We start from the raw sequence: 22,014 nt of genomic DNA, 5'->3' as shown, positions 1-22,014 counted from the left end.
CGTGGCAGAGCGTGTCCATCAAAGGAGGAGTTTATATATATGATGTTATTGGAGCGGTACATCGCTGGCTGGCGCGCGCAGGACGCGAATGCTATCCTCGCGACACTCACTACGGATTGCGTCGTCATCGAGAGTTTCGGACCAGTCTACCGCGGTCACTCTTGGGTGGAACAATGGGTTTTTACGTGGCTCGCCGAGAACGGCTGCGTCCTGGACTGGACAATCCGCGATTTGCAGTCGCTGGGCGATTTGGAAATTGCCGAATGGACATTCCGCTATACTTTGCGGGGCGAAGAGAGAACCTTTGATGGGGCAACCATTGCAAAGTTGCGTGACGGCAAGATCTCGTATTTGCGCGAATATGCCACAACAGACCCGCTGTATGATTGGCGAGGTGAGTGGAAGTCAATCTAAAGCATCCTCAGATTGAACGAAATCGTTGAGAGGGATTGTCATCGTAGCGATTGCCATCACGATGGATGAGGAGTTTGACGCGGACGACTTGGCCTGACTTCGACGGGGCATTGAGGGGATGAAGATCGTGTCCGGCGCATCGACACCGGTCGGCGGGGCAGGATCGGAGCGCCACGTCATCGATTACTGCCGGCAGACATAGCCAAGCCGGCGGAGAACTATTGCGAAAAGGAGCGTCATAATGACTACGAGCAGTTCGACGTCAACATGCTGAGCCGACTTCGTTGGGTCATTAATGACATTAAGATCGTGTCCAGAACATCGACACAGATCGACCCGGTCGGATCGGAGCGCCGCTCACAAGCCACGAATTCCTGCCCTTTGGCGACCGACTGCAACGTACAGCGCTCCCCATCCCGCTCCCAGCGCATCGGGTCCATGTGTAAGGACAGACCCGACCCCCGCCGGCAGGAACCCGCGCGCCAGCAACATCACGATGAGTTTCCCCACTTGGTACCCAGACCGCTCCTTCCCCTGGTCAATATGAACACGGATCGGAACCGGTCTGAGACTGAGGAAAATCAGCAACTTTGGTGCAGATATGTGGGCCATGATAGCGCTTTTTAGGCGTCCAGTTGGCGCATGCTAACCCAGCACAACTTTCGATAAAGCGACGTGATCGTTTGAGCCGATTTTCGCGGGAGATGGTATCTCGGTAGAAGGCCAGCAATCCCTTTCAGGAAACGAGAAATATCATCAGATCACGTTGAGTCACATTGCGCCTGGATGCTAGGTTGCAACCCTAACGAACATCATTGGGCGGGCGCACACCCGACGCTGCGAGCGTATCAACATTTGAGGAGAAGCGAATGAAGCCGCCCGCCACCTCAAAGACAACATTTCCGTTGCGCGCGACGCTCCTAACGGTCGGAATTTTACTTGCCTCAACTTCCGCTTCCCATGCGGGCTGCGGTTTGGACCCGCTCTGCCATCTCTCGGAGTCGCTCGCCAAGGGAGGTATCAGAGGGGTGTCTGAAGGCGTTCGTCCTCTCGTTACTGAGGTCATGACGCAACAAGCTCCAGCCCTAATCGCGCAGCTCCAGGCTGGCGTCGACCACAACCTCATGACGGCGGAGCAGGCCGCCCAGCGACTGTCTGATTATGCTGCCAAATTGGTAGAGAAGGCATCCAGCAATATTATTTCCAATGTCAAAGAGGACTTGATCCTATACGCCACGCAGCAAGCGATGCTGATCGAGAAAGACATAATGCGTGACGTGATGAAGATAATTGATTCCTTTCATTGCGAAATGCTGTCCGTTAATCTCCTTATGGAGAGGCAAATTAATATTTTTGATGAAAAAGTAAATATATGGCTTAAGAAAATACTATTTTGGCGGAATTTTAAAAATACTGTAGAAATGGCATGCCGAGCAGAACTTAGTCTTAATCCGACAATGCCGTTCTCGCAAATGGGGGCGCCCACAACATCCAGAATGTGGCGTTGCGTTCGCCTTAAATACGTCGACGTGAATGGGCATCCCGAGGCGATTCTTGACGCTTATGAGGATGTGGTCTCTAACGGACAGGCCACAATGTGCGCACTCCGGATGGGAAATCCCACCGCCCTTGAGAGGGCCACCGAGACCTGGATGGCGGATACTCAAGCAGCAAACACATGGCGCAGAACAATTCGGGGCGAATGAACTTTTGCTAGGGAGGAACCGACAATGCGTAGGACTATGCCTGCAGCGCTTCCTTTTGCTGCCCTTCTAATTTTATCAACCCCAGCGCAAGCTCAAGATACCTGCTCGCAAAGCAACGCCCTTGCTTGCTATACGCAGGCCTTGGTCAGGCTGCAATCCGCTCAGGACGCGCTGATTGCAGCGAGAACGGAGATCACGTCGTTGCGCACGGACATTGCAAGAGGAACTCCAGTCGGCTTCGTAGCGCCTATGTTCGTATTCGTCGATCAAATCAAAGCGTTGGCGCCGACTTGGCTGCCAGCTGACGGCCGAACCGTCGACGATAAGGACTCTGAATTGAACGGCATCGCGTTACCAAACCTTACTGATCGAGTGGTTTTGGGCGGAGATCCTAATGTATCGATTATAGAAACGACCCCGTCGAACTCGTCTGGGAGTCTGTCTACCTCAATTCCATTCAATTACTCTGGCCGCACAAATACCCTCACTTCTAGTGAAGTGACAGGGATTACTGGAAGAAACCAGGGCGCGCCACCTGAGTTCGTTATTGATACCAATGGCTATGAAGTCGCAGTAGCCGTTCATTTTCATTCATTCTCAATTAATACAAACCTCTCCGTCGACATTCCAAGGCAACCATATCGGAAGTTGATATACATGGTTAGATGTAGGAGATAAGGGACTGTTTGTGAGAACGCTAATTTGCGGATTAGGTCACACAGATCCCCAAAATCTCTTTGTCGCTGTCATGCGCGCAAGAACATTTATGCGAATTCATAAGACGGCCGTATGGGAGGTTGGTATGGTGGGAGAAATCAAACAGGTAAGCGCTTCATGGACATGGTTCGCAGATTATGCGCTGGCCTACGGAAATTGGACTGTTAACTGCCCAAGAGATCGTACCTGCCAAGTCGGCATGGGAATAAAGTTATTCGGAACACCACAAGGGGAGAAGATCTCATTCTCCGGTCACCGCGAGTTCGTAACGCTCGGCGTAGGGGCGATACATATTCGCTGCGTCGATGGGCGGGGCCCTTGCAAAGTCCGGCTCGATCAAGGAAGCGTTGGCCCAATCACGATCATCAGCGAGCCGATCTAATACTCCAGTCCTAAAGATGACTGGCTCGCCAGATTGCGGAGCTGCCGTCATCTACGGCCACTTTGTCGATAAGGCTCACACAATCGAAAGCTCGACCACGAAAGGGCGCGGTTCACAACCGAATAGGGTCGAGGCATATCAACGGTTTCAGCCCACTCCTTTGAATGTTCGATAGGAACACTTATTCCGCCGTCTCGTAGATCGAGCGGCGGGTACCGGCGCGCGGGACGAAGCGGACACCATCCGCGTCGATGTCCAGCAGCTGCTTGTTGCAGGCCAGCCAAAGCACGGAGTCGACGGTGGCGCTCCGGTCTCCGGTCGCCGCGGCCAGCCCGGCACACAGCGCCTGGCATGCTGGGAACAGTCGGGCCACTGGCGTCCTCTCCGACAGCCCGGCGAGGCGAGCCAGCCAGATGTCAGGCTTGCAGACATCGAACCCGACGTTCTTGGCGAGCTGGTACTTCGTGACGGCGCCGATGAAGGGGTTGCCGGCGGTTCACCCCCGCATGGGCGGGGAAAGGGACGGCCGCGAGATCTACGACTGGACGCAGAGCGGTTCACCCCCGTACACGCGGGGAAAGGGCCGAACGTGCTGCCCTGCGACCGGTGGACGGTCGGTTCACCCCCGCATGTGCGGGGAAGGGATAATGGATGCCGTCAACAGCAACAGGCTTAGCGGTTCACCCCCGCATGCGCGGGGAAGGACCCTGTGGGCGCTTCCGGACTGGTGTTCCGGTCGGTTGACCCCCGCTTGCGCGGGGAAGGGAAGCCCCTCATCAACCAGCTTCCACAGGTCCACGGTTCAGCCCCGCGTGCGCGGGGAAGGGCAGACGCGGGTGCTGATCCTCACCTTGGTTGCCGGTTCAGCCCCCCATGCGCGGGGAAGGGGACCTCGCGAAGATCGGACTCTGGCACCACGACGGTTCACCCCCGCATATGCGGGGAAGGGGCCAAGCTCGAGCGTTGGTCGCCGGTCGACGCCGGTTCACCCCCGCATACGCGGAGAAGGGTTCAGGTAATCGGCCCGGTCCTTGTCCGCCTTCGGTGCAGCCCCGCATGCGCGGGGAAGGGGGTGTGAAGCGCTACGGCGCCTGGGCTCCCGACGGTTCATCCCCGCATGCGCAGGGAAGGGGCCACGCTCTCCGGCTGTGTGGTGGTGTCGGTCGGTTCACCCCCGCTACGCGGGGAAGGGTGGTGAGGTGACCACATGAGCCTGCTCACGAGCGGTTCACCCCCGCATGGGCAGGGAAAAGGAACGCGATCAGGCCGAAGGTCATGCGAGCGTTGGTTCAGCCCCGCACACGCGGGGAAAGGTCCCCAGTCTCGCCGGGGGTGGAGATGGCGTCCGGTTCAGCCCTGCAAGCGCGGGGAAGGGCCGGCAAGGAGCAGCACCTGACCGGGCGGGATCGGTTCACCCCCGTATGTGCGGGGAAGGGCTCTGTTGCAAACTCTTCCTGTAGGCGCGTGAAGATGACGACCGGCATCATTGTCGGAGGCTATGCGGCCTGGAGTGCGAGTTGCTGGTTGACGAGCTGAACTGCTTCGGCGAGCACGCAGGGACCGACGTTGAAGGCGCGCTCGACAAGGCGCGCCTCGCCCTGCATGTCGCGGGTCAGATTGAAGGCGGCCGCCTGCCCTTTGCGGAGCGCACGCATCACCTCGAACCCCTTGATCGTCGCATAAGCCGTCTTCAGGGTCTTGAAGCCCCGAACCGGCCGAATCAGCTGCTTCAACTTGCCGTGGTCGGCCTCGACGACATTGTTCAGGTGCTTGACCTGCCGATGTTCCGTCTCCTCGGGACATTTGCCCTCGGCCTTCAGCTCCGCTAGGGCTGGCCCATAGGTGGGCGCCTTGTCGGTGTTGATGACCATCGGCTTCTCCCAATCCTTCAGGCCGTTCAGCGCCTTGCCGAGGAAACGCTTGGCGGCCGCGGTATTCCGCGTGGGCGAAAGGTAGAAGTCGATGGTGTTGCCATGCCTGTCGACGGCCCGGTACAGGTAGGCCCACTTGCCAGCGACCTTCACGTAGGTCTCGTCAACCCGCCAGCTGGTTGACCGTGGGCAGCGCCACTGCCAGCGAAGCCGCTTCTCGATCTCCGGCGCGTACTTCTGCACCCAGCGGTAGATCGTTGAATGATCGACCGCGACGCCGCGCTCCGCCATCATCTGCTCGAGGTCACGGTAGCTGATCCCGTACCGGCAGTACCAGCGCACGGCCCACAGCACGATCTCGCCCTCGAAATGGCAACCCTTGAAGTCCGACACGGTTTGGCTCCCTCCAACGTCCAGCCATTCCGCCGCGTGCCGGCCAACTTTGCAACAGAGCCCAGCCCGCTGGGTCGGGGACACAGATCCGGCGATGCGCGCGTAGCCTCGTTTTCCGAGACGCTATCGCGATAGGGAGGCAGACACTGCGCCGTTGTCGCGAAAAGGGCCGATCCGCTCGCCGGCGTGCCGGCAGCGATCCGGATCCGGCTGGTCAGCAGCGGACCCGCCTGGTCGGCCGCCCCATGTTCCATAACGCCCGGAGGCTGCTTTACGGACAGCGGGCGACCGGGGCGCCAGGACCGGTGTTCGTCTTGAATAATCGGAGGTGTTGTCGCCACCTTGAGTATAATTATCCCAAATACTTTTTGTAATATCTAGACGAACGCCGAAATCACTTTTGGTTGCTCCGGAGACAATTATTTGGGCATATTTGAACCATCTGAAATCCCATCCGGCGCGACACATGCACGATCCCCATCATGTTCTGATCGCCGAGGACGAGGATCTGGTTGCCATGGCGGTGGCCGAAATTCTGACGTCCGAGGGGTTTCGGGTCACCGTCACGCACAACGGGCTGGAGGCCATCGAGGCTGACGCCGCCGATCCGGCCGACCTTCTGGTCACAGACATGCGCATGCCGGTAATGGGCGGCGAGGCGCTGATCCGGATCATCCGGCAGCGGCGTCCCGCCCTGCCGATCGTGGTCACGACCGGGTTCAGCGCCTATCTTCCGAACGAAGAGCCGGGGCGGCTGGTGATCCTGCGCAAGCCTTATTCCGTGTCCGCCTTGGCCCCGACGATCACCGCCCTGCTGTCCGGCCGGACGGGGCCGGCCTCCTGAGTGACGGAGGGCGGACAGTGACCGGCGCAGGAACCAGAGCCAAGCTTATTTCAGCCGCAAATCTGTCCGGGAAACGGGGATCAGCTCACTCTAGCCCGGCATCCACTCCGGGATTGCGGCCATCGCTAAGCCGCTGGCGTGCGGTCCTGCAATACGGCCAGCAACATACGTTCGAGCTCGTCTATCTGGAATGGCTTTCTAAGCACGGGAATGTTGCCGCCCACGACCTCTTCAAGTGCCTCGCTATCGGCGAAGCCCGTCACGAAAATGATCGGCATGCCAGGCCGGGATGCCTGCGCCCGTTTCGCCACTTCTGCGCCGTTTAGGCCCGGCATGGCAAAGTCCAGGATCATCAGATCCGGTGTCGATCGTTCGAGTTCCGTCAGCCCGGCAGAGCCATCTTCGGCCTGCGTCACGGCAAAGCCGAGTTCGTCGAGAGACTCGACGAGGAACTGCCGAACATCGGGATCGTCATCGACCACGAGGATTCGCGCCGAAAGGCCCGTTGCGGTGACTCGCCTCTCATCGGCGGCCCGTTCAGCAAGATCGTCTGTTCTCCGCAGTAGCAGGTGCATCGTCGTGCCCTCGCCAGGTCGGGTGTCGATGCGGACGGTGCCGCCGGCTTGGCGCATCGCGCCATAGACCTGGCTCAGCCCCAGCCCCGTCCCCTTGCCGACGCCCTTGGTCGTGAAGAACGGATCGAAGGCGCGCGCGACCACTTCGGGCGGCATCCCCATTCCTGTATCACGCACCGCGAGTTCGACATATTCGCCATCGGCTAGTTCCCGATCGCCTGCCAGGCTGACAGGCCGCGTACTGATCGTCAGATCGCCGCCCTCCGGCATGGCGTCGCGCGCGTTCAGCGCCAAATTCAGAACCGCCATCTCGATTTGGACCTCATCACCCAGCACGCGGATGCCATCGGTCTTAAGATCGAGGCTGACCTTGATGTGCGGCCCGATCGTGCTGGCGACCATCTCACGGAAGGCGCTTACCAGATCGGAGACAGAGACCGGCTTCAGCTCGATCTTTTGTGCGCGGCTGAACGCCAGGAGCTGCCCCGTCAATCTGGAGCCGCGCTGGGCCGCCTTGAGCCCGGCTTCGGCCCACCGTTGCACACGCCCATGGTCGTGGGACTTGCGTCGGATGAGATCGAGGCTTCCCACTACGCCTTGGAGAAGGTTATTGAAGTCATGGGCTATGCCGCCCGTCAGTTGACCCACCGCTTCCATTTTCTGTGCCTGGGCAAGCGCACCCTCTGTTTCCCGCAAGCGATGCTGTTCGCGCAGCCGTTCCGTCACGTCGGAAACGAACTGATAGGCCCCGATCAGCCGTCCTTCAGCGTCGCGCAAGCTGCGGAACCGCATCTCATAATAGCGCCGATCGAGCGAAGGGTCGCCGAACTCGTCTGTCTGGACAAACTCCTTTCCGGCAAGGGCGCGAGACCAGACCGCTCGAACGGCGGCCTGATGCTCCGGTTGCCTTTCCAGCAAGGCAAGCATGTTATCGCCGACCCTCGGCTTCCGAACCCCGAAAATGCGCGCGAATTCGGCCGAAGCTGCTCGGTTGATCGCCAGCCAATTATAATCGACGTCCGCGACCTGGACGAAAATATCGGTGCCGTCGACTACATCGGCAAGCACCTTGCGCCCTGTCAGAGCTTCAGCAATGCGATGTTCCAACGCTTGGTTCAGCTCCCGAAGCTCCGCTTCCACCCGCTTCCGCTCGGTGATGTCCATCGCGGTTCCGATCACACGCAGGCAGCGGCCCGCCTCGTCGAAGACACCACGGCCCTTGGCTGCGACCCAGCGCACAATGCCGTCTTCTTTACCAATCGTGCGGTATTCCACATCGTAGAGGGAACGCCGGTTTGGATCAGCTGCAGCAGCATAGGCGGCCGCTGTTGCGTCGTGGTCGTCAGGATGCAGGCCCTCGTAATAGTCCCGCATCGATACGGGAACGTCCGCTGAGATACCGAACATCGCCTTGACGATCGGCGGCCAGTGCAGCTGCTGGTTCACCTCGTCCACGTCCCACAGGCCGATTTCGGCATGTTCCGTTGCAAGCCGTAGCCGTTCCTCGCTTTGGCGAAGCTCTGCCTCTGCTCGTTTCCGATCGGTGATTTCCACGACGGTTGCCCCGACCTGCGCGACGGCGCCGTCCTCGCCGGGAACAGGAAAGAAGCCGAGGAGCCATGTTCGCTGCGCGCCCTGGCTGGCGGGCGTCTCCCCGTCCATCTCGAAGCCCGCTACCGCGTCGCCGGTCGTGAACACCTGATCAATTATCGGCCCCACGGTTCGGGCATACTCGGGCAGCAATTCCTCTATTGTGCGGCCAACATGCGCATCAGCCGAAATGCCGTTGATCTTTGCGAGGGCGGCGTTGACCTTTGTGTAGCGATGATCCCGGTCGAAGAAAGCAAAGCCGATCGGCGCATTATCCGTCAGTGTGTCGAAGGCCGAGCCAGCCGTTGTTCCGAGACGCATCATAGGCCAGACCTCAACCGGTTCGCGGCTGGTTCAAGCCACGTCGCCCGAAACCCAACGGCCCGGTCAGGCCAGGTTGCACATACCTTGCGACGCTTTTGTTCCACTTTCTGCCGCTCCTCGCTGCATCTCTTTGTCGTTCCCCCTGCCCGCCGTCCTAAGTCTACTCACTGTTGACAGATTAGCCAGTGAATTCTTAGATTATCGGGATAACAGATGCCTATTATAGCGCGCTCTAGTCATACGAAATAATACTCATCCCCCAGCACAGTTACCAATCGACCCTGTTACTTACTTCGGTGACTTCGAAACCACCGGCGGCTTCCCGCCAGGGCTGGGACGAGTGCACGCAACTTAGTGGTGAGAAGATCTAGAGTGCACTGACGCAGACATAGGATTCACACACGAGCCTCGGACGTGCGATTCTGTTGGTATGTCCATTCCAGATTTTCTCGACACGCACCTAAGTTAAACGACATTGCCGGTTCGGGATGCGGGGCAGGGGGGAGCCGCGCCGGTGCAGCGCGGTTGCAATTGTGCATGTTCCATAATCGCTGTTCGCCGCCCCGGTTGTGCCCGGTCAAGCCCCTGCTCCAGCTCACCTTCGCGCGCTGGAGGAAGTTATGCAGCAGCCGTTAGGCCGCCTCCGATTAACATCTTGTGGGCGGCGGCCTCCCAATCAGCCCCCCGGAGGTTGAAACTTGGCTTGGTACGCGACGTCCGGCAACGCGGGCGCGGCGCCACTCCAGCCGATCCGCTCGTCGGTATACCGGCAGCGATCATAATTTTCGCGCGCCCGAGGATGCGCGGGGTGGAATGCACACGGCAAAAGGGTGTTGCGAAAGGGAGGAGCAGTGGCGGCCAAGGCAATTCATCGGCCAGTCGCGCAGAATGGACCAGAACCCGATCTCCCTGCGCCACATATTCGGGGGCTCGGGATAGGTGAACGGCACCTCCTCGGAAGCCTTCCGAAAGGCATCCACTACCCCGGCGCGCCCACGGTGGGTTCCGGCCAGCGGCCAGTCCTCACCCGGAATGATCCACTCGATGTCTTCGGCGACCAGCGCCAGCAGACCCTCCTTGTCGCCGCGGCCGATTGCGGCAAGGAAGTCCTTCACCGTCTGGACGTTCTCTTCGGTGCCCATAGGAATTCTCCATTTCCTTCGGGCCGGATCGCATTCGACCCGGCCGCGAGTATCACGTCCCTGCCGTCGGGGACGTCGTGTTCATCCGTCGAGTTTGACCAGGTCCTGGAAGATCAAGCGGCCCCAGCTGTTCCCGCGCCCCTGTACGAGAAGTCCGCCTTCAGAAAGCCCGCCGAGCTTGATCGGCGCGAAACCGAGCTTCTCCGCCAGCGCCCCGATCTCCGTTGCGGCGTCCTCATCATCGCTCGCCAGGAACACGACCCTCCTTCCACCCAGCAGGGCAGGATCCTGGGCCAGTTTCGCAGCGATCAAGTGGTTGAAGCCCTTGACCAGTTTCGCACCGGGGAAGGCCTGCGCGACGAACTGGGAAGAGGGCTGATCTCCCAGATCCTCGGGGTCCACGCCATAGGCATTGGTCACATCGACGATGGTCTTGCCCCGCCAGGTGGGAAGTGCCTTCGCGACATCCGGGTGCGCCCCGAAACGGACAGCCAGAAAAATGACGTCCGCCTTGACCGCTTCCGCCAGTGTCTTGGGAATGACCTCGGGTCCGATTGCGGCCGCGTCGGCTGCAAAGCTTGCGGGGTCGCGCGTGGTTGCGACGGCCACGTCGATGCTGTTGCGGTCGAACGCCTTGGCCAGGGCTCGGCCGATACTGCCGAAGCCGATAATTGCGTAGCTCATATGTTCTCCCTTGAGTTGCCAAACACCGGAGCGCACCGGATGACCGAACGGAGCGCTCGGCCGGATCCACATGTCAGAGCTGTGCCAAGCCGCCGTCGACGGCGACTTCGCTGGCGGTCATGAAGCTGCTGTCCGACGAAGCGAGAAAGGCGGCAACCGCCCCGATCTCCACCGGATCGGCCATGCGCTGGAGCGGAGTGATCGCACCGTAGGCCTTCTGGCCCTCCTCGCCCAACGCCTCCTTCGCGAGTTCGGTCGCCGTCGCCCCGGGCGACAGCACGTTGACCCGGATGCCGGTGCCCTTCAGATCCGCCGCCCAGCTCCGCGCGAGGTTGCGCACGGCCGCTTTGCTCGCGCTGTAGGCCGTAAATCCCGGAGCGCCCGTGGTGCCGGCGCTCGACCCGGTCAGGATGATCGAACCGCCGTCGCCCATCAGCGGCAGCGCCTTCTGGACCGTGAAGATCGTCCCCTTCACATTGGTGTCGAAGGTCTCGTCGATGTGCCCGGCGGTGATCCGGCCGAGCGGAAGCGGGCTTCCGGTCCCGGCATTGGCAAAGACGATATCGAGGGTTCCGCGTTCGGCCTTCACCGCCGCGTAGAGGTGGTCAAGGTCGGCCTCATCCGACACCGAGCCTTTCACCGCGCGGGCTTTGGGCCCGAGCTCCGCCACGGCCGCATCGAGGGCTTCCTGCCGGCGGCCGAAGATGAAGACGACGGCGCCCTCCTCGATGAATCGCTTTGCCGCAGCGCGGCCGATGCCGGTGGCGCCCCCCGTGATGACGGCGGTCTTTCCATTCAATCTGGTCATGTCGTGCATCCTTCGTTTCGCCATCCCGGGTCTTCGGCCGTATGGGGAAGCTGCCCCGAGAGCCTCAGCATGGGCCGGCGGACGTCAGGGGGGCAGTGCGGAACCGCGCACATCGATGGTGCGAAAACGATCCACCTAGACGATCTTCCGCCGCGATGATCCTGCGGACCGGTGTTCAGCGTGGTAGAACGGGCTCCGGTAGGCGGAACTCTCGGCGCGGAAATGCACCATGATCGACTGGGATGACGTTCGTTACTTTCTTGCCGCCGCGCGCGGGGGATCAGTGCGGGCTGCAGCGGGGCAGCTGGGTGTGAACCACTCGACCGTGCTGCGACGCATCGCCCAGCTCGAGGAACGCCTCGGGGCGCAGATGTTCGAAAAGCTGCCTTCGGGCTACCGCCTGACGGCTACGGGCGAGGAGGTCCTCGAACTCGCGATCCAGATGGAAGCGTCGTCGCACCAACTGGCGACGCGCGTCCTCGGGCGCGACCAGAGCGTGCGCGGGCTTCTGCGGGTGACGTTGACACCGATCCTTGCGACACACCTGCTCATGCCGGACTTCGCCGATTTCGCGCGTCAGTATCCAGACATTGAGATGGAAATCCTGTCGTCCGGCGAGTTGGCCAACCTGACCAACCGAGAGGCCGACGTGGCGATCCGCGTCGTCTACGATCGCCGAACCCTGCCGCTCAATCTTCACGGCTTGAAGGGACCGGAGTTGTTCGGCGGCGTCTACATGTCCCGCGAGCGACTGGCCGCATGGCGGGCGGGCGCGCCGGATCCCTTTCGGTGGATCGTCATAAGCATGCATGGCATTCCGGACTGGGCCGGCGGGGGTGAGGTGCACACCACGGGGGTTCCCTTCAGGACCACGGACGCCGCGGCGCAGATCGTCGCTGTCCGGCAAGGGCTCGGGATCACGACGCTGCCGTGCTTCGTCGGGGATGCCGATCCCTTGCTGGAGAGGGTGCCAGGGACCGACCTGCACATGTACGGAACGCTATGGATTCTCACACAGGGGGAGACACGTAAGACGAAGCGCGTCCGGCTCTTCACGGAGTTCGTATCCCGCAGGCTCGCCGCCTACGCTCCGTGTATCGCGGGGCTGTCGATAGCGCGCGGCTGACAGCCGGCAGGTCGGTCCCGCTCACTGAAAGGCTGTCGCGAAAGGGAGGCGCCACCCTGGTCAATCAGCCTGTCAGTTGACGCAGCCCTGCGGATCGGGTTGGCCAGCATCGACCGGGGCCGGTCGGATGGGACAGGCTTCCAGCCGTTCGCTTCCGAACGTCCGCAAAACGCCAGGAGCGGCCGTTGCAAGCATTGTGGATGCGAAAATGAATAGCTAGCCGGCGAATGTCCCAACCGACAGCTGCGCTTGATCAAAAACTCACAATCTTCATGAAGTCGATAAAGGCTCTCACCGAAGCGGGCATGTGTGTCCGCTCCGGATAGTAGAGATAGAAACCTGGGAAAACCTTACACCACGGTTCGAGCACCCGAAGAAGATTTCCGTTCTCAATTAACGGTAAAACCAAATCTTCGATCAGGTAGGCCAATCCAAGCCCCTCGCATGCGGCTGCCAGCAACAGATCCGTGTCATTGACGGTAAGCACGTTCCCGACATCGACATCGATCACGCCATCGACGTCAGAAAACCGCCATGGATACAGAGCTCCCGTGTTTTTCCATTTGTAGGTAAGGCACATGTGGTCTTTCAGATCGGCCGGGGTTTCAGGCCGCTGCCGGTCGGCGAAATATGTGGGGGCGCCAACAACCGCCATTCGAAGATCGGGCGTGATGCGAACCGCGACCATATCGCGACTGATTTGGCCGCCGATGCGGACACCGGCATCGAAGCCCTGCGCAACCACATCCGTGATGTCATTGTCGATCACGAGATCCAAGCGGACGTCCGGATAGGCGGATCGGAACCGCGCCAATTTCGGCAGGATGGCAATCCGCGCCGCGATGCTCGGCAGGTTGACGCGCACCACCCCTTTCGGCGTCTCCTGATAGGCGCCGACCGCCAGCATAGCCTCGTCCATCCCCGTCATCATGGGCTGGATGCGATCGTAAAGAACACGCCCCGCTTCGGTCAGCCCGACACTCCGGGTCGTGCGATTGAGAAGGCGCACACCAAGGCGGCTTTCAAGGGCTCGGACAGTGCGGCTCAGCGCCGACGGCGACATCGCAAGCCGCTTGGCAGCGCGCCCGAACGCTCGCTCGTCGCAGACAGTGACAAATGCTCTCAGCTGCGTGAAGTCCGTTCCATTCATTATGGCATCTCAATGCAATACTTCATCCCAGATAGGTACCATACACAGGCATAATCGCGATGCCGCATAGTCCTCCCGATGACAGGTGGAGCGTCCGACAGGTGCCGGACGTCAAAGGTCGTCAGACATGGAGCGAGGAATGGCGTCGATGAAACGCTGGGAAATCAATGCAATCGGCAGGCAGCACCTCAGGCTGAACGACGTCGGGATTCCCCAGCCCGGCCCGCGGGAGGTTCTGGTGAGGGTCGATGCGGTGGCGCTGAACTACCGCGACAAGATGGTCGTCGAGACCGGCCGCGGGCTGCCTCTGCAATTCCCTTTCACGCCCGGCTCCGACCTTGCCGGCGAGGTGGTGCTGCTCGGCGAAGGCGCATCCCGCTTCGGGTTGGGCATGAAGGTCATCTCCACGCCGACCCCGGACTGGATCGACGGCTTGCGTGCCGGGAACGCCCGCAAGCCTGCGTATCAAACATTGGGCGGCTTTTATCCGGGTGTGCTTGCCGAGTATGTCGCCATGCCGGAAGAGTGGTTCGTCTCGTCGCCCGAAACGCTCGAGCCATGGCAGGCCTGCACGCTTCCAGTCGCCGGTCTCACGGCCTGGTTCGCGCTTGTCGAACGGGCCGGGGTACGGGCGGGCGATACGGTTCTGATCCCCAGCACGGGCGGGGTCGCCCTTTTCGGAATGCAGATCGCCAAGGTCAATGGTGCCAAAGTGATGGTCTGCGGCCAGCCCGACTGCGAGACGCGCGCGAAGGCGCTCGGCGCCGATCACTTCATCGACGCCGGGAGTGACTGGATGGAAGCCGTCTACACGCTCACCTCCGAACGCGGCGCGGATGTCGTTCTGGAGGTCATCGGCGGCAAACATCTCGGACAATCCGTGCAGGTCACGGCGGTGGGTGGTCATGTCTGTCAGATCGGCGCGCTCGACGGTTGGGACATCCAGGCACCCGCAATGCCCTTGATGATGAAAGACATCACGATCCACGGGATCGGAACCGGCAGCAGAAAGGCGCTGGAACGGTTCGTCCGTGCGATCGATCAAACGGGCATCAAGCCGGTCGTCGATTCGCGCTATTCGCTCGCTGACCTTCCTGCAGCGTTCGACCATTTGGACCGGGGACCATTCGGTAAAATCGTTATCGACGTCACGTCATAGAACGGGCTGCGGTCCGGCTTGACGCATGGAGTTCGATGCCCATCCGCCAGTTGGAAAGGCGGACGGCGATAGGCGGGATTTCTACCGCGATGGCTGCTTTGGGTCAGAAGCGGCCACTGGAAGGTGTCGCGAAAAGGGCAGCATGGCCACCTCGCCGACATGCCGGCGGCGATCAGCTTGCCAGCACCGGCCCGGCCGGCTCCTCGATCTCCACCGCGGCCACCAGCACGTCGACGTCGAGGCCCTGTGCCTGGTGCCCACTGTCCGGCGCCGACGGCGTGGCGCCGCCCTGGGCGATCCGCTCGCCGGCATGCCGGCGGCGATCATATTTTTCGCGCATCCGGCGATGCACGGCGTAGACTCTGCCGGGTCACAGGATGACCCTCCACTCTATCCAAGGAAGTCGGTAGGCCCAATGCCACCCTCCAGGCCCCGCGTACCAGTGCCACGACCGAATTTCAGCAAGCCTCGCCCATCTACTGCCGCTTCGGCCGGAGTCCGGCCATCACCCGCCCGTGTGAACGGATCAGCGCTTCAGAAACAGTCTCAGTGGCTCGCCCGCGCGGCAGATGCCGAACGCACCGGAAATGGCGTGGAGGCTGAACTGTGTCGGCAATATGCTGAGCACTGGTTCCGCGTATCGCGGGGAGAGGAGTGAGGGAGACGATCTGGTGAGCGATACCACATTGACGCCACGGGAGCGGGCTCTGATCCGCAACGAATTCATGGTGCGCTTTGGGCAGGCACCGCGGCTGGAGAGCGGCATCCTGGTGAAGCGGTGGGCCACCGGGCGGAACAAGGGGCAGCCGAAGCCGGGAACGGTCATTCAGGGGATGCTGGACCGTGGGCTGCTGGAGTTGCGGGATGACGGTGGCCATTGGCTGCGGGCTCGGTTTACCGAGGCCGGCCTCGCTGCCTTACGGCACATGGCCGAGGACGCAGGCGCCCTTCCACCGGCCGAGTACCAGCACGTCTTGGACGAACTCGGACGCGGGCAATGGGTAGAGGTAAAGCACGGCTGACCTCACGTTCATGCCGCGTTCTCGGATCCCGGACAATTTGCGCATTCGACTTTGCGCATTTTGGGACGCTTGTCCTGTCCTGCGCGGGCGTCGCAATACCGTCGGCGAAAGGTTGTTGGCTGGTCAATCTCCGACGACACCGCAGGTGCCCCATGCCACGCCCAGCCGTCTCTCTTCCCCAAACCTTCGTAGCTTGGCTGTGGCCCTATTTGGATGCGTTTTCGGGGCGCACCCGCTCTACGGTGGCGGCGCTCGCGGTCGGTGCAGTGCTGGCGGTTGGTCCCCGCACCGTGACCAACCTGCTGCGCACCCTCGGCTTGGCGGACGATCCCGGCTTCGCCGCTTTTCACCGCGTGCTCAACCGCAACCGCTGGTCGGGGCTGAAACTCGCACGCACCCTGCTGAACGCCCTGGTCAACGCCTTCGTCCCGGACGGCCCGATCGTCATCGGTGTCGACCATACTCTTGAACGGCGCCGGGGAGTCCGTGTTCGCCCAGCAAGCCATTGCTTCGACTCCGTCCGGTCCTCGACGGAGCAGACGGTCACCAGCCGCGGATTGCGCTGGATGACCGCCATGCTGCTGGTCGAGGTTCCGTTCGCCGGCCGCATCTGGGGACTGCCGGTGTTGAGCGCATTGGTGCCAAGCCGCGCCTGGTTTGAGATGCAGGGCAGGCGCTACAGGCCGACCACCACCTGGGCCCGGGCCAGCCTGCTGCGCCTGCATCGCTGGCTGCCGGACCGGCTGCTGGTTGCCGTCATGGATGGCGAATTCGCCGCGCTGACCCTGCTTGATGCCATCAGCCCGTACATGGTGGTGATCACTCGGCTACGCTTGGATGCTCGCCTGTTCGATCCGCCGCCAGACCCGCCCTTGACCTTGCGGAAGATGGTGAAGGGCGCCCGTCAGCCCAGCTTACGGGCCCGTCTGACCGACAAGGACACGGTCTGGCGCCGGGCCGTCCAACCAAGCCGAACCCGGTGGCGCTCCGGCGGCTGGATCGACTATGCCTCCGGAACGGCGCTGTGGCACCACCAGGGCAAGCCGATCGTGCCCATCCTCTGGGTGATGGTGCGCTATCCCGATGGCCGGCGCGATCCGGAAGCTTTTCTGTGCACCGACCTGTCGATGTCGCCACGCACCGTCCTGGAATGGTTCAACCGCCGCTGGGCAATGGAGACGACGTATGAGGAGAGCCGTGCTCATCTCGGCATCGAGACCCAGCGACAGTGGGCAGACCCGGCGGTATTCCGTACCGCCCCACTGCTGTTCGGGCTTTACTCGTTGATCACGCTGTACGTCCATCAGAATGCCGGCCGCCTCGCTCTGTCGCCCCGGCGCGCCATCTGGTATCCGAAACCAGCGCCGACTTTCGCCGATGCCTTGGCCCGTCTGCGCCAGCACCTGTGGTTCGAACAGGCCGCCACGCCCGCTGAAGGTGACATGCTCAGAACGCCGCCATTGTTCCTTCGACGGCTCGTCGATGTCGCCTGCTACGCGCCGTAACCGCCCATCATCCGCACCATTGCTGGACTTGTGAACCGGCTCCTAAGCGAGACGGCAGTCCTGAAATGCGCAAAGTCGAAGATCTCTCGTGTAGTGACCCCGGTTAGGGCGAACGCCGAAGCTGAACGGACGCGAACGGTGATCCAATCCCTTTGGTCCCATACGCCGGACCTCTCGCTTCGCCTGGAGGAGTTTCGGGCCGGGGAGCAAACTCACAGAGGCTCTCCCAATGACCGGAGGGAGCTTCGGTCTCAGGTCACGTTCTACCTTAACGTTGTTTGCCTAACACCTATCGCGCGCTCCTCTGAAAGGGCCGTCCACCACATCACCTCAGTGATGCGGGCGCTTCGAAAGGGCCAGGCGTCCAGCCTCAACATCACCCGCGACATGCGAGGCGAGGCGCGCCTCGTCGAACGCGCCTTCAATGTCGGACCCGGCATGCTGGCCGAGGTCGTGCAGGTCGTCAGCCAGCAGTTCGAACCCCAAGCCGCATCATCGGCAGCGATGCCGGTCGCCATCATCATGCGCCTACAGCAAGACAGGGCGGCCAGCTTTTCGGGCGTCATGGAGACTCTCCTTTCAGGGTGCGGCACAGGCGCTCAGGCCGTTTCGCAGGCACGGTAATGGGCGGCGATCTCCGCACCGGTGGCGATCCAGACATCGTCCTTCGCCAGCACATGACGCAGGAAGTCGCGCAACAGGTGCCAGCGCATCGGCCGCCCGGAAACCTGCGGGTGAAGCACCATGGTCGTGCAGCCGCCCCAGGCGTGCGTCGCCTCGAACTCGTCGATCCACAGGCTCAGGACCGCGTCGCGGCCGAAAATCGGGCGCGGGTCGACCCGGCTCGTCATGCCGAAATTCCAGTCGTCGAAGGCATAATTGACCGGGATCTCGATCGGCCCGGGCCGGTCGTCGTGGAGCAGATGCCGATAGGGCCGGAAATCATCACGGAAGGAACTGGAATAGACGATCCCGCTGTCCGCCAGATAGGCGAGAAGCTCCGGGAAATTCTCGCCGGACGGGGCGCGATAGCCGACCGGCCGGACGCCCAGGGCGCGCTCCAGCGCTTCGAACCCGCGGTCGATCTCCTCGCGGGCGGCGTCGAAGGCGGAGCGTTCCGGCCGGCGATGAAGATAGCCGTGATGGCCGATCTCGTGTCCGGCGGCCACGATAGCCTCGCATTGCGGACGATGGGCGAGCGCGGTCCAGCCGGGAATGAAGAAGGTCGCCTTGACCTTTACCTCTTCGAGCAGATCCAGAATGCGGGCGATGCCGACGCGGCCGTCCCAGCCGCCATGCGAGACGGTGACCAGACGGTCGGCGTTCTCCGGCCGGTTGCCGATCCAGGCGGTTTCGCCGTCCACGTCGAAACCGACGAAAAGCGCGCTTTTGGCTCCGTTCGGCCAGGGGAAGTCCGAGGCAGGCGGCGCCCGGTTGAAGGCGATCGGGGGAAAGTCGGTCATGGCTGGCTCCCGGTTGATCAGCGGAACGGCTCTGTAAGGGGACGACCTGCGGCAAGCCTGGCGCACAGGGGGGCGACATCCTCCAGTGCCGGAAGGGCCGCGACGAGATCGGCCAGCGCGGCGACGGACTCCGCCGGCAACGCCATGCCGGCCAGTTCGGTGAACTTGGCCTGCACCGCCGTCGGCGTCATCGGCCGCTCAGGCGAGCCGGTGGCCCGTGGCACCATGCGGTCAACACCGGTTCCATCGGAAAAGCGCAGTTCCACAACCGGTTCGTCGAGCGCGGCCATCGCCGGATCGGTTTCGACGGCGATCCGGGCCAGCAGGTCGCGGATGCGGGGGTCGCGGCGCTTCGGCCCGGCATAGCTCGACAGCCCGGCTTCGCCATGGACGGCGCGCAGGGCAACGGCGAGCGGCAGGCTCATCTGGGCTGCGGCGAGCGGCTCGACCTCCGGCCGGCCGCACATGCCGACGAGGAACTGGCTGGCCTTCACGCGGATCCGCTCGATCTCCGCACCCGGCCGGCCGGTCTCGGCGAGCAGGTCGCCGACCGCGTCGATCGCCGAATGGGTGCCCCGGCAGGCGGCATAGGGCTTCAGCGACACCCGCATGATCCGGTAGACATCGCCCAGATCCTCGGTGAAGCGGGCAGGATCGCCATCGGCATGGCCGAAGCTGCGGAAGAAGCCTCCCCAGACCTCGTCGAAGACCTGCGACGGGCCGGTCATCCCGGCACGGGCGAGTTCGGCGGCCAGCACGCCGCCTTCCGCGGCGCGGCCGGCATGGATCTTTTTGGTTTGCGCACCGTCATGGATGAAGGCCCACAAGCCGGAGGAGAAGCTGGTGGCGATGGTGATCGCGTGCGCGGTCGCGGCGGCGTCCAGCCGCCACAAGCGGGCGACCGCGGCGGCGGCGGCGACCGCGCCGCAGGTCCCGGTCGAATGCCAGCCGGCGCCGTTGTGCCGGTCGTAGCCGCCGGCCGCCTCCAGCAGGCGGCGGCCGACCTCGTATCCGACGACGACGGCGACGAGAAGCTCCTTACCCGAAACCGGGCGGCCTTCGGCAGCGGCGATCACCGCCGGCACCACGACGGCGCCGGAATGGTCGCAGCCGCCGGTATCGTCCAGTTCGAAGACGTGGGCGGCGACCCCGTTGACCAGCGCGGCGTCGCGCGCGCTCGCGGTCCGGCCCAGTGCCCACAGGTGCGCCGGGCCGCCGGGGGCCACGCCGACCGTCCCGGCGACCAGCGCGAATTCATGCGACCGGGTTCCGGCGAGGCTGGCCCCCAGCGTGTCGAGAATATGGACCAGCGCCTTGTCCACGACGGCGGCGGGCAGATCGGCGAAACGGAGGGTCGCGGTGAAGGCGGCAAGGCGCGTCAGCGCGTCCGCTCCCGCGGTCGGCGGGGCGGCGGTCGGATGGGAGGTCATTGGACGTGTCCTGGAAGTCCCCAGGGTGGGGATGGGAGGGACCGCGCCGGGTGGGCCGGCGCGATTCCCGGACGATCACTTCACCGGTTCGCTGTTGACCAGCACGGTGTCGAGCATCGCGTCGGCCAGCCCCCAGCTGTCGAAGATCTTCTTGTATTCACCCGACGCCATCAGCGTCTTCAGCGCGGCGACATAGGCGTCGCGCAGTCCCGGCTCGGTCTTCGCGAAGGCGATTCCCTGGTAGAGCGAGGTGAAGGGCTTGCCGACGATCACGTAGCTGTCCTTCTCCAGGCCGACGAGATAGGGCAGCGTCTCGGAGCCCTGGACGGCGCCGTCGACGCGGCCCTGCTTCAGCTGCGTGCGGGCATCGGCCGACCCCTCCGACCCGACCACCTGGACGGCCGGCTTGCCCTGCGCCTCGCAATTTTCCTTCGACCATTTGGCCGTCTCATCGGGGAACGAGGTGCGGCGGCTCATGGCGACCTTCTTGCCGCAGAAGTTGGTCGGCAGCTTGAACTCGTCCTTGCGGTCGGCGAGGGTGTAGAACTGGGCGCCGGACTTCATGTAGTCGACGAAATCCAGGCTGTCGCGGCGCTTGGGAAGATCGCTCATCCCGGAATGGATCAGATCGGCGCGGCCGGTGGTCAGCGAGGAGATCATCTGCTCGAAGCCGATGTCGGCCCACTCGACGGTGACGCCGAGCTGCTTGGCCAGGGCCAGGCTGAGGTCGATGTCCAGCCCCTTCAGCGTGTTGGTCGCCGGATCCTTGTATTCCATCGGCGGATAGTTCGGCTGGTTGGCGACGATCACCTTGCCGGCGGACTTGATGCGCGCCGGAACGTCCTGGGCGGCGGCGGGGACGACCGTCGCACAGGCGAGACCTACAGCAACAAGGAGAGCGGATTTCAGGGTCATCATGGTTTCTCCGGGCACGAGATCGTTCACTTGTGGACGGCGCGGACGAAGGCCGCGCAGCGGGCGCTGTCCGGATTGGACAGGACTTTCTCCGCCGGACCGATTTCCTCGATCCGGCCTGACTCCATGAAGGCAACTGTATCGGCGACGCCGCGGGCGAACCCCATTTCATGGGTTACGACCACCATCGTCATGCCGCTTTCGGCAAGATCCTTCATCACGTCGAGGACTTCGGAAACCAGTTCCGGGTCGAGGGCGGAGGTCGGCTCGTCGAACAGGATCAGTTCTGGGCGCATGCCCATAGCGCGGGCGATGGCCACCCGCTGCTGCTGGCCGCCCGACAGTTCGGACGGGTAATGGTCCATCTTTTCGGCCAGACCGACCCGGGCGAGGAGATCGCGGGCATGGACGACGGCCGCCTTGCGATCCTCCTTCAGAACGTGGATCGGACCTTCGGTCACGTTTTCCAGCGCGGTCAGGTGGGGGAACAGATTGAAGCGTTGGAACACCATGCCGGTGTGCCGGCGCTGGCGGGCGATCTCGGCGTCGCGCAGCTCGTGCAGCTCGTCGCCCTGCCGGCGGTAGCCGAGCAGTTCGCCGCCGACCCAGATGGCGCCGCCGTCGATGCGCTCCAGCATGTTGATGCAGCGCAGGAACGTGCTCTTGCCCGATCCCGACGGCCCGATGATGCAGCAGACCTCCCCCTTGCGGATTTCGAGGTTGACGCGGTCGAGCGCGGTGAAGCTCGCGTAGCGCTTGGTGACGTCGATCGCCTTGACGAGGATTTCCGACAT

At 62.7% G+C, this 22,014-nt stretch carries 21 protein-coding genes; 8 read left to right on the top strand and 13 right to left on the bottom strand.

Annotated features, from left to right (window positions below; all coding sequences use genetic code 11):
• Positions 1-39: 39 nt before the first annotated feature.
• Positions 40-414 carry a nuclear transport factor 2 family protein gene (locus ABNQ38_RS31845; protein WP_377810295.1) on the top strand — a complete coding sequence of 125 codons (375 nt, stop codon included), beginning with the start codon at positions 40-42 and terminating at the stop codon, positions 412-414.
• A gap of 869 nt (positions 415-1,283) precedes the next feature.
• Positions 1,284-2,120, top strand: coding sequence for a hypothetical protein (locus tag ABNQ38_RS31840; protein WP_377810294.1), 837 nt, complete (start codon positions 1,284-1,286; stop codon positions 2,118-2,120).
• Between the two features lie 1,280 nt (positions 2,121-3,400).
• Here the strand turns inward: ABNQ38_RS31840 and ABNQ38_RS31835 are convergent.
• Together ABNQ38_RS31835 and ABNQ38_RS31830 are read right to left on the bottom strand one after the other, a co-directional pair.
• The gene (locus ABNQ38_RS31835) at positions 3,401-3,592 is read right to left on the bottom strand and encodes a hypothetical protein (protein WP_377810293.1); all 192 of its coding nucleotides are present in this window, start codon (positions 3,590-3,592) and stop codon (positions 3,401-3,403) included.
• Positions 3,593-4,715: 1,123 nt separating this feature from the next.
• A complete protein-coding gene (locus tag ABNQ38_RS31830) occupies positions 4,716-5,483 on the bottom strand; it encodes an IS6 family transposase (RefSeq protein WP_377810292.1) in 768 nt (255 codons plus the stop codon).
• A 466-nt stretch (positions 5,484-5,949) separates the two neighbouring features.
• On the opposite strand from ABNQ38_RS31830, the gene ABNQ38_RS31825 reads away from it, so the two are divergent.
• A complete protein-coding gene (locus ABNQ38_RS31825; RefSeq protein WP_377810291.1) occupies positions 5,950-6,327 on the top strand; it encodes a response regulator in 378 nt (125 codons plus the stop codon).
• Between the two features lie 125 nt (positions 6,328-6,452).
• Here ABNQ38_RS31825 and ABNQ38_RS31820 read toward each other — a convergent pair whose 3' ends face one another.
• The 4 genes from ABNQ38_RS31820 to ABNQ38_RS31805 all read right to left on the bottom strand — a co-directional run bounded on the left by ABNQ38_RS31820 (position 6,453) and on the right by ABNQ38_RS31805 (position 11,450).
• On the bottom strand, positions 6,453-8,816 hold the full coding sequence (locus tag ABNQ38_RS31820; protein ID WP_377810290.1) for a PAS domain-containing protein: 2,364 nt from the start codon (positions 8,814-8,816) through the stop codon (positions 6,453-6,455).
• 776 nt (positions 8,817-9,592) lie between these two features.
• A complete protein-coding gene (locus tag ABNQ38_RS31815; protein WP_377810289.1) occupies positions 9,593-9,958 on the bottom strand; it encodes a nuclear transport factor 2 family protein in 366 nt (121 codons plus the stop codon).
• An 81-nt stretch (positions 9,959-10,039) separates the two neighbouring features.
• The gene (locus tag ABNQ38_RS31810) at positions 10,040-10,642 is read right to left on the bottom strand and encodes an NADPH-dependent F420 reductase (RefSeq protein ID WP_377810288.1); all 603 of its coding nucleotides are present in this window, start codon (positions 10,640-10,642) and stop codon (positions 10,040-10,042) included.
• Positions 10,643-10,715: 73 nt separating this feature from the next.
• Positions 10,716-11,450: an SDR family NAD(P)-dependent oxidoreductase gene (locus ABNQ38_RS31805; RefSeq protein WP_377811132.1), complete on the bottom strand. Its 735-nt coding sequence runs from the start codon at positions 11,448-11,450 to the stop codon at positions 10,716-10,718.
• 229 nt (positions 11,451-11,679) lie between these two features.
• Here ABNQ38_RS31805 and ABNQ38_RS31800 point away from each other — a divergent pair, with 229 nt between their 5' ends.
• Entirely contained in the window at positions 11,680-12,576 is an 897-nt protein-coding gene (locus tag ABNQ38_RS31800) for a LysR family transcriptional regulator (protein ID WP_377810286.1), read from the top strand.
• A 253-nt stretch (positions 12,577-12,829) separates the two neighbouring features.
• On the opposite strand, the gene ABNQ38_RS31795 is transcribed toward ABNQ38_RS31800, so the two are convergent.
• Positions 12,830-13,726 (bottom strand): LysR family transcriptional regulator, encoded by an 897-nt coding sequence (locus ABNQ38_RS31795; RefSeq protein WP_377810285.1) that lies wholly within the window; start codon positions 13,724-13,726, stop codon positions 12,830-12,832.
• A 139-nt stretch (positions 13,727-13,865) separates the two neighbouring features.
• Between ABNQ38_RS31795 and ABNQ38_RS31790 the strand changes: the two genes are divergently transcribed.
• Positions 13,866-14,885 (top strand): NAD(P)-dependent alcohol dehydrogenase, encoded by a 1,020-nt coding sequence (locus ABNQ38_RS31790; protein WP_377810284.1) that lies wholly within the window; start codon positions 13,866-13,868, stop codon positions 14,883-14,885.
• 172 nt (positions 14,886-15,057) lie between these two features.
• Here the strand turns inward: ABNQ38_RS31790 and ABNQ38_RS31785 are convergent, their stop codons facing one another.
• Positions 15,058-15,225, bottom strand: coding sequence for a hypothetical protein (locus ABNQ38_RS31785; RefSeq protein WP_377810283.1), 168 nt, complete (start codon positions 15,223-15,225; stop codon positions 15,058-15,060).
• Between ABNQ38_RS31785 and ABNQ38_RS31780 the strand changes: the two genes are divergently transcribed.
• Genes ABNQ38_RS31780 through ABNQ38_RS31770 form a run of 3 tightly spaced genes read left to right on the top strand, consistent with a single transcriptional unit; the run spans position 15,196 to position 17,412 of the window.
• Positions 15,196-15,543, top strand: coding sequence for a DUF4167 domain-containing protein (locus tag ABNQ38_RS31780; RefSeq protein ID WP_377810282.1), 348 nt, complete (start codon positions 15,196-15,198; stop codon positions 15,541-15,543). The two genes, ABNQ38_RS31785 and ABNQ38_RS31780, sit on opposite strands and share 30 nt — an antisense overlap.
• 13 nt (positions 15,544-15,556) lie before the next feature.
• Positions 15,557-15,907 carry a hypothetical protein gene (locus ABNQ38_RS31775; protein WP_377810281.1) on the top strand — a complete coding sequence of 117 codons (351 nt, stop codon included), beginning with the start codon at positions 15,557-15,559 and terminating at the stop codon, positions 15,905-15,907.
• Complete coding sequence (locus tag ABNQ38_RS31770; RefSeq protein ID WP_377810280.1) at positions 15,883-17,412, top strand: transposase; 1,530 nt, start codon at positions 15,883-15,885, stop codon at positions 17,410-17,412. The genes ABNQ38_RS31775 and ABNQ38_RS31770 overlap by 25 nt, the downstream gene beginning before the upstream one ends.
• A gap of 330 nt (positions 17,413-17,742) precedes the next feature.
• Here ABNQ38_RS31770 and ABNQ38_RS31765 read toward each other — a convergent pair whose 3' ends face one another.
• From ABNQ38_RS31765 to ABNQ38_RS31745, 5 genes are all read right to left on the bottom strand, one after another.
• Complete coding sequence (locus ABNQ38_RS31765; RefSeq protein ID WP_377810279.1) at positions 17,743-17,898, bottom strand: hypothetical protein; 156 nt, start codon at positions 17,896-17,898, stop codon at positions 17,743-17,745.
• A gap of 113 nt (positions 17,899-18,011) precedes the next feature.
• On the bottom strand, positions 18,012-18,875 hold the full coding sequence (locus tag ABNQ38_RS31760; RefSeq protein WP_377810278.1) for a polysaccharide deacetylase: 864 nt from the start codon (positions 18,873-18,875) through the stop codon (positions 18,012-18,014).
• Positions 18,876-18,892: 17 nt separating this feature from the next.
• Positions 18,893-20,305 carry an MmgE/PrpD family protein gene (locus ABNQ38_RS31755; RefSeq protein WP_377810277.1) on the bottom strand — a complete coding sequence of 471 codons (1,413 nt, stop codon included), beginning with the start codon at positions 20,303-20,305 and terminating at the stop codon, positions 18,893-18,895.
• A gap of 75 nt (positions 20,306-20,380) precedes the next feature.
• A complete protein-coding gene (locus ABNQ38_RS31750) occupies positions 20,381-21,223 on the bottom strand; it encodes an ABC transporter substrate-binding protein (protein ID WP_377810276.1) in 843 nt (280 codons plus the stop codon).
• 23 nt (positions 21,224-21,246) lie between these two features.
• Positions 21,247-22,014, bottom strand: coding sequence for an amino acid ABC transporter ATP-binding protein (locus ABNQ38_RS31745; protein ID WP_377810275.1), 768 nt, complete (start codon positions 22,012-22,014; stop codon positions 21,247-21,249).

Origin of the sequence: Azospirillum sp. A29 (genome assembly GCF_042604625.1) — a bacterium.
GTDB classification, from domain to species: Bacteria; Pseudomonadota; Alphaproteobacteria; order Azospirillales; family Azospirillaceae; genus Azospirillum; species Azospirillum palustre.
Note: the sequence above shows the minus strand (reverse complement) of the source record. Positions and strands in the feature narration are given on the sequence as shown.

Excerpts from the sequence above, each read along its gene's own strand:
- ABNQ38_RS31785 (WP_377810283.1), bottom strand. The coding sequence starts at position 15,225 with ATGCGCGAAAAATATGATCGCCGCCGGCATGCCGGCGAGCGGATCGCC.
- ABNQ38_RS31805 (WP_377811132.1), bottom strand. The coding sequence starts at position 11,450 with ATGACCAGATTGAATGGAAAGACCGCCGTCATCACGGGGGGCGCCACC.
- ABNQ38_RS31755 (WP_377810277.1), bottom strand. The coding sequence starts at position 20,305 with ATGACCTCCCATCCGACCGCCGCCCCGCCGACCGCGGGAGCGGACGCG.
- ABNQ38_RS31795 (WP_377810285.1), bottom strand. The coding sequence starts at position 13,726 with ATGAATGGAACGGACTTCACGCAGCTGAGAGCATTTGTCACTGTCTGC.
- ABNQ38_RS31770 (WP_377810280.1), top strand. The coding sequence starts at position 15,883 with ATGGGTAGAGGTAAAGCACGGCTGACCTCACGTTCATGCCGCGTTCTC.
- ABNQ38_RS31820 (WP_377810290.1), bottom strand. The coding sequence starts at position 8,816 with ATGATGCGTCTCGGAACAACGGCTGGCTCGGCCTTCGACACACTGACG.
- ABNQ38_RS31840 (WP_377810294.1), top strand. The coding sequence starts at position 1,284 with ATGAAGCCGCCCGCCACCTCAAAGACAACATTTCCGTTGCGCGCGACG.
- ABNQ38_RS31800 (WP_377810286.1), top strand. The coding sequence starts at position 11,680 with ATGATCGACTGGGATGACGTTCGTTACTTTCTTGCCGCCGCGCGCGGG.
- ABNQ38_RS31750 (WP_377810276.1), bottom strand. The coding sequence starts at position 21,223 with ATGATGACCCTGAAATCCGCTCTCCTTGTTGCTGTAGGTCTCGCCTGT.
- ABNQ38_RS31745 (WP_377810275.1), bottom strand. The coding sequence starts at position 22,014 with ATGTCGGAAATCCTCGTCAAGGCGATCGACGTCACCAAGCGCTACGCG.
- ABNQ38_RS31815 (WP_377810289.1), bottom strand. The coding sequence starts at position 9,958 with ATGGGCACCGAAGAGAACGTCCAGACGGTGAAGGACTTCCTTGCCGCA.
- ABNQ38_RS31810 (WP_377810288.1), bottom strand. The coding sequence starts at position 10,642 with ATGAGCTACGCAATTATCGGCTTCGGCAGTATCGGCCGAGCCCTGGCC.
- ABNQ38_RS31845 (WP_377810295.1), top strand. The coding sequence starts at position 40 with ATGATGTTATTGGAGCGGTACATCGCTGGCTGGCGCGCGCAGGACGCG.
- ABNQ38_RS31760 (WP_377810278.1), bottom strand. The coding sequence starts at position 18,875 with ATGACCGACTTTCCCCCGATCGCCTTCAACCGGGCGCCGCCTGCCTCG.
- ABNQ38_RS31780 (WP_377810282.1), top strand. The coding sequence starts at position 15,196 with ATGCCGGCGGCGATCATATTTTTCGCGCATCCGGCGATGCACGGCGTA.
- ABNQ38_RS31790 (WP_377810284.1), top strand. The coding sequence starts at position 13,866 with ATGGCGTCGATGAAACGCTGGGAAATCAATGCAATCGGCAGGCAGCAC.
- ABNQ38_RS31825 (WP_377810291.1), top strand. The coding sequence starts at position 5,950 with ATGCACGATCCCCATCATGTTCTGATCGCCGAGGACGAGGATCTGGTT.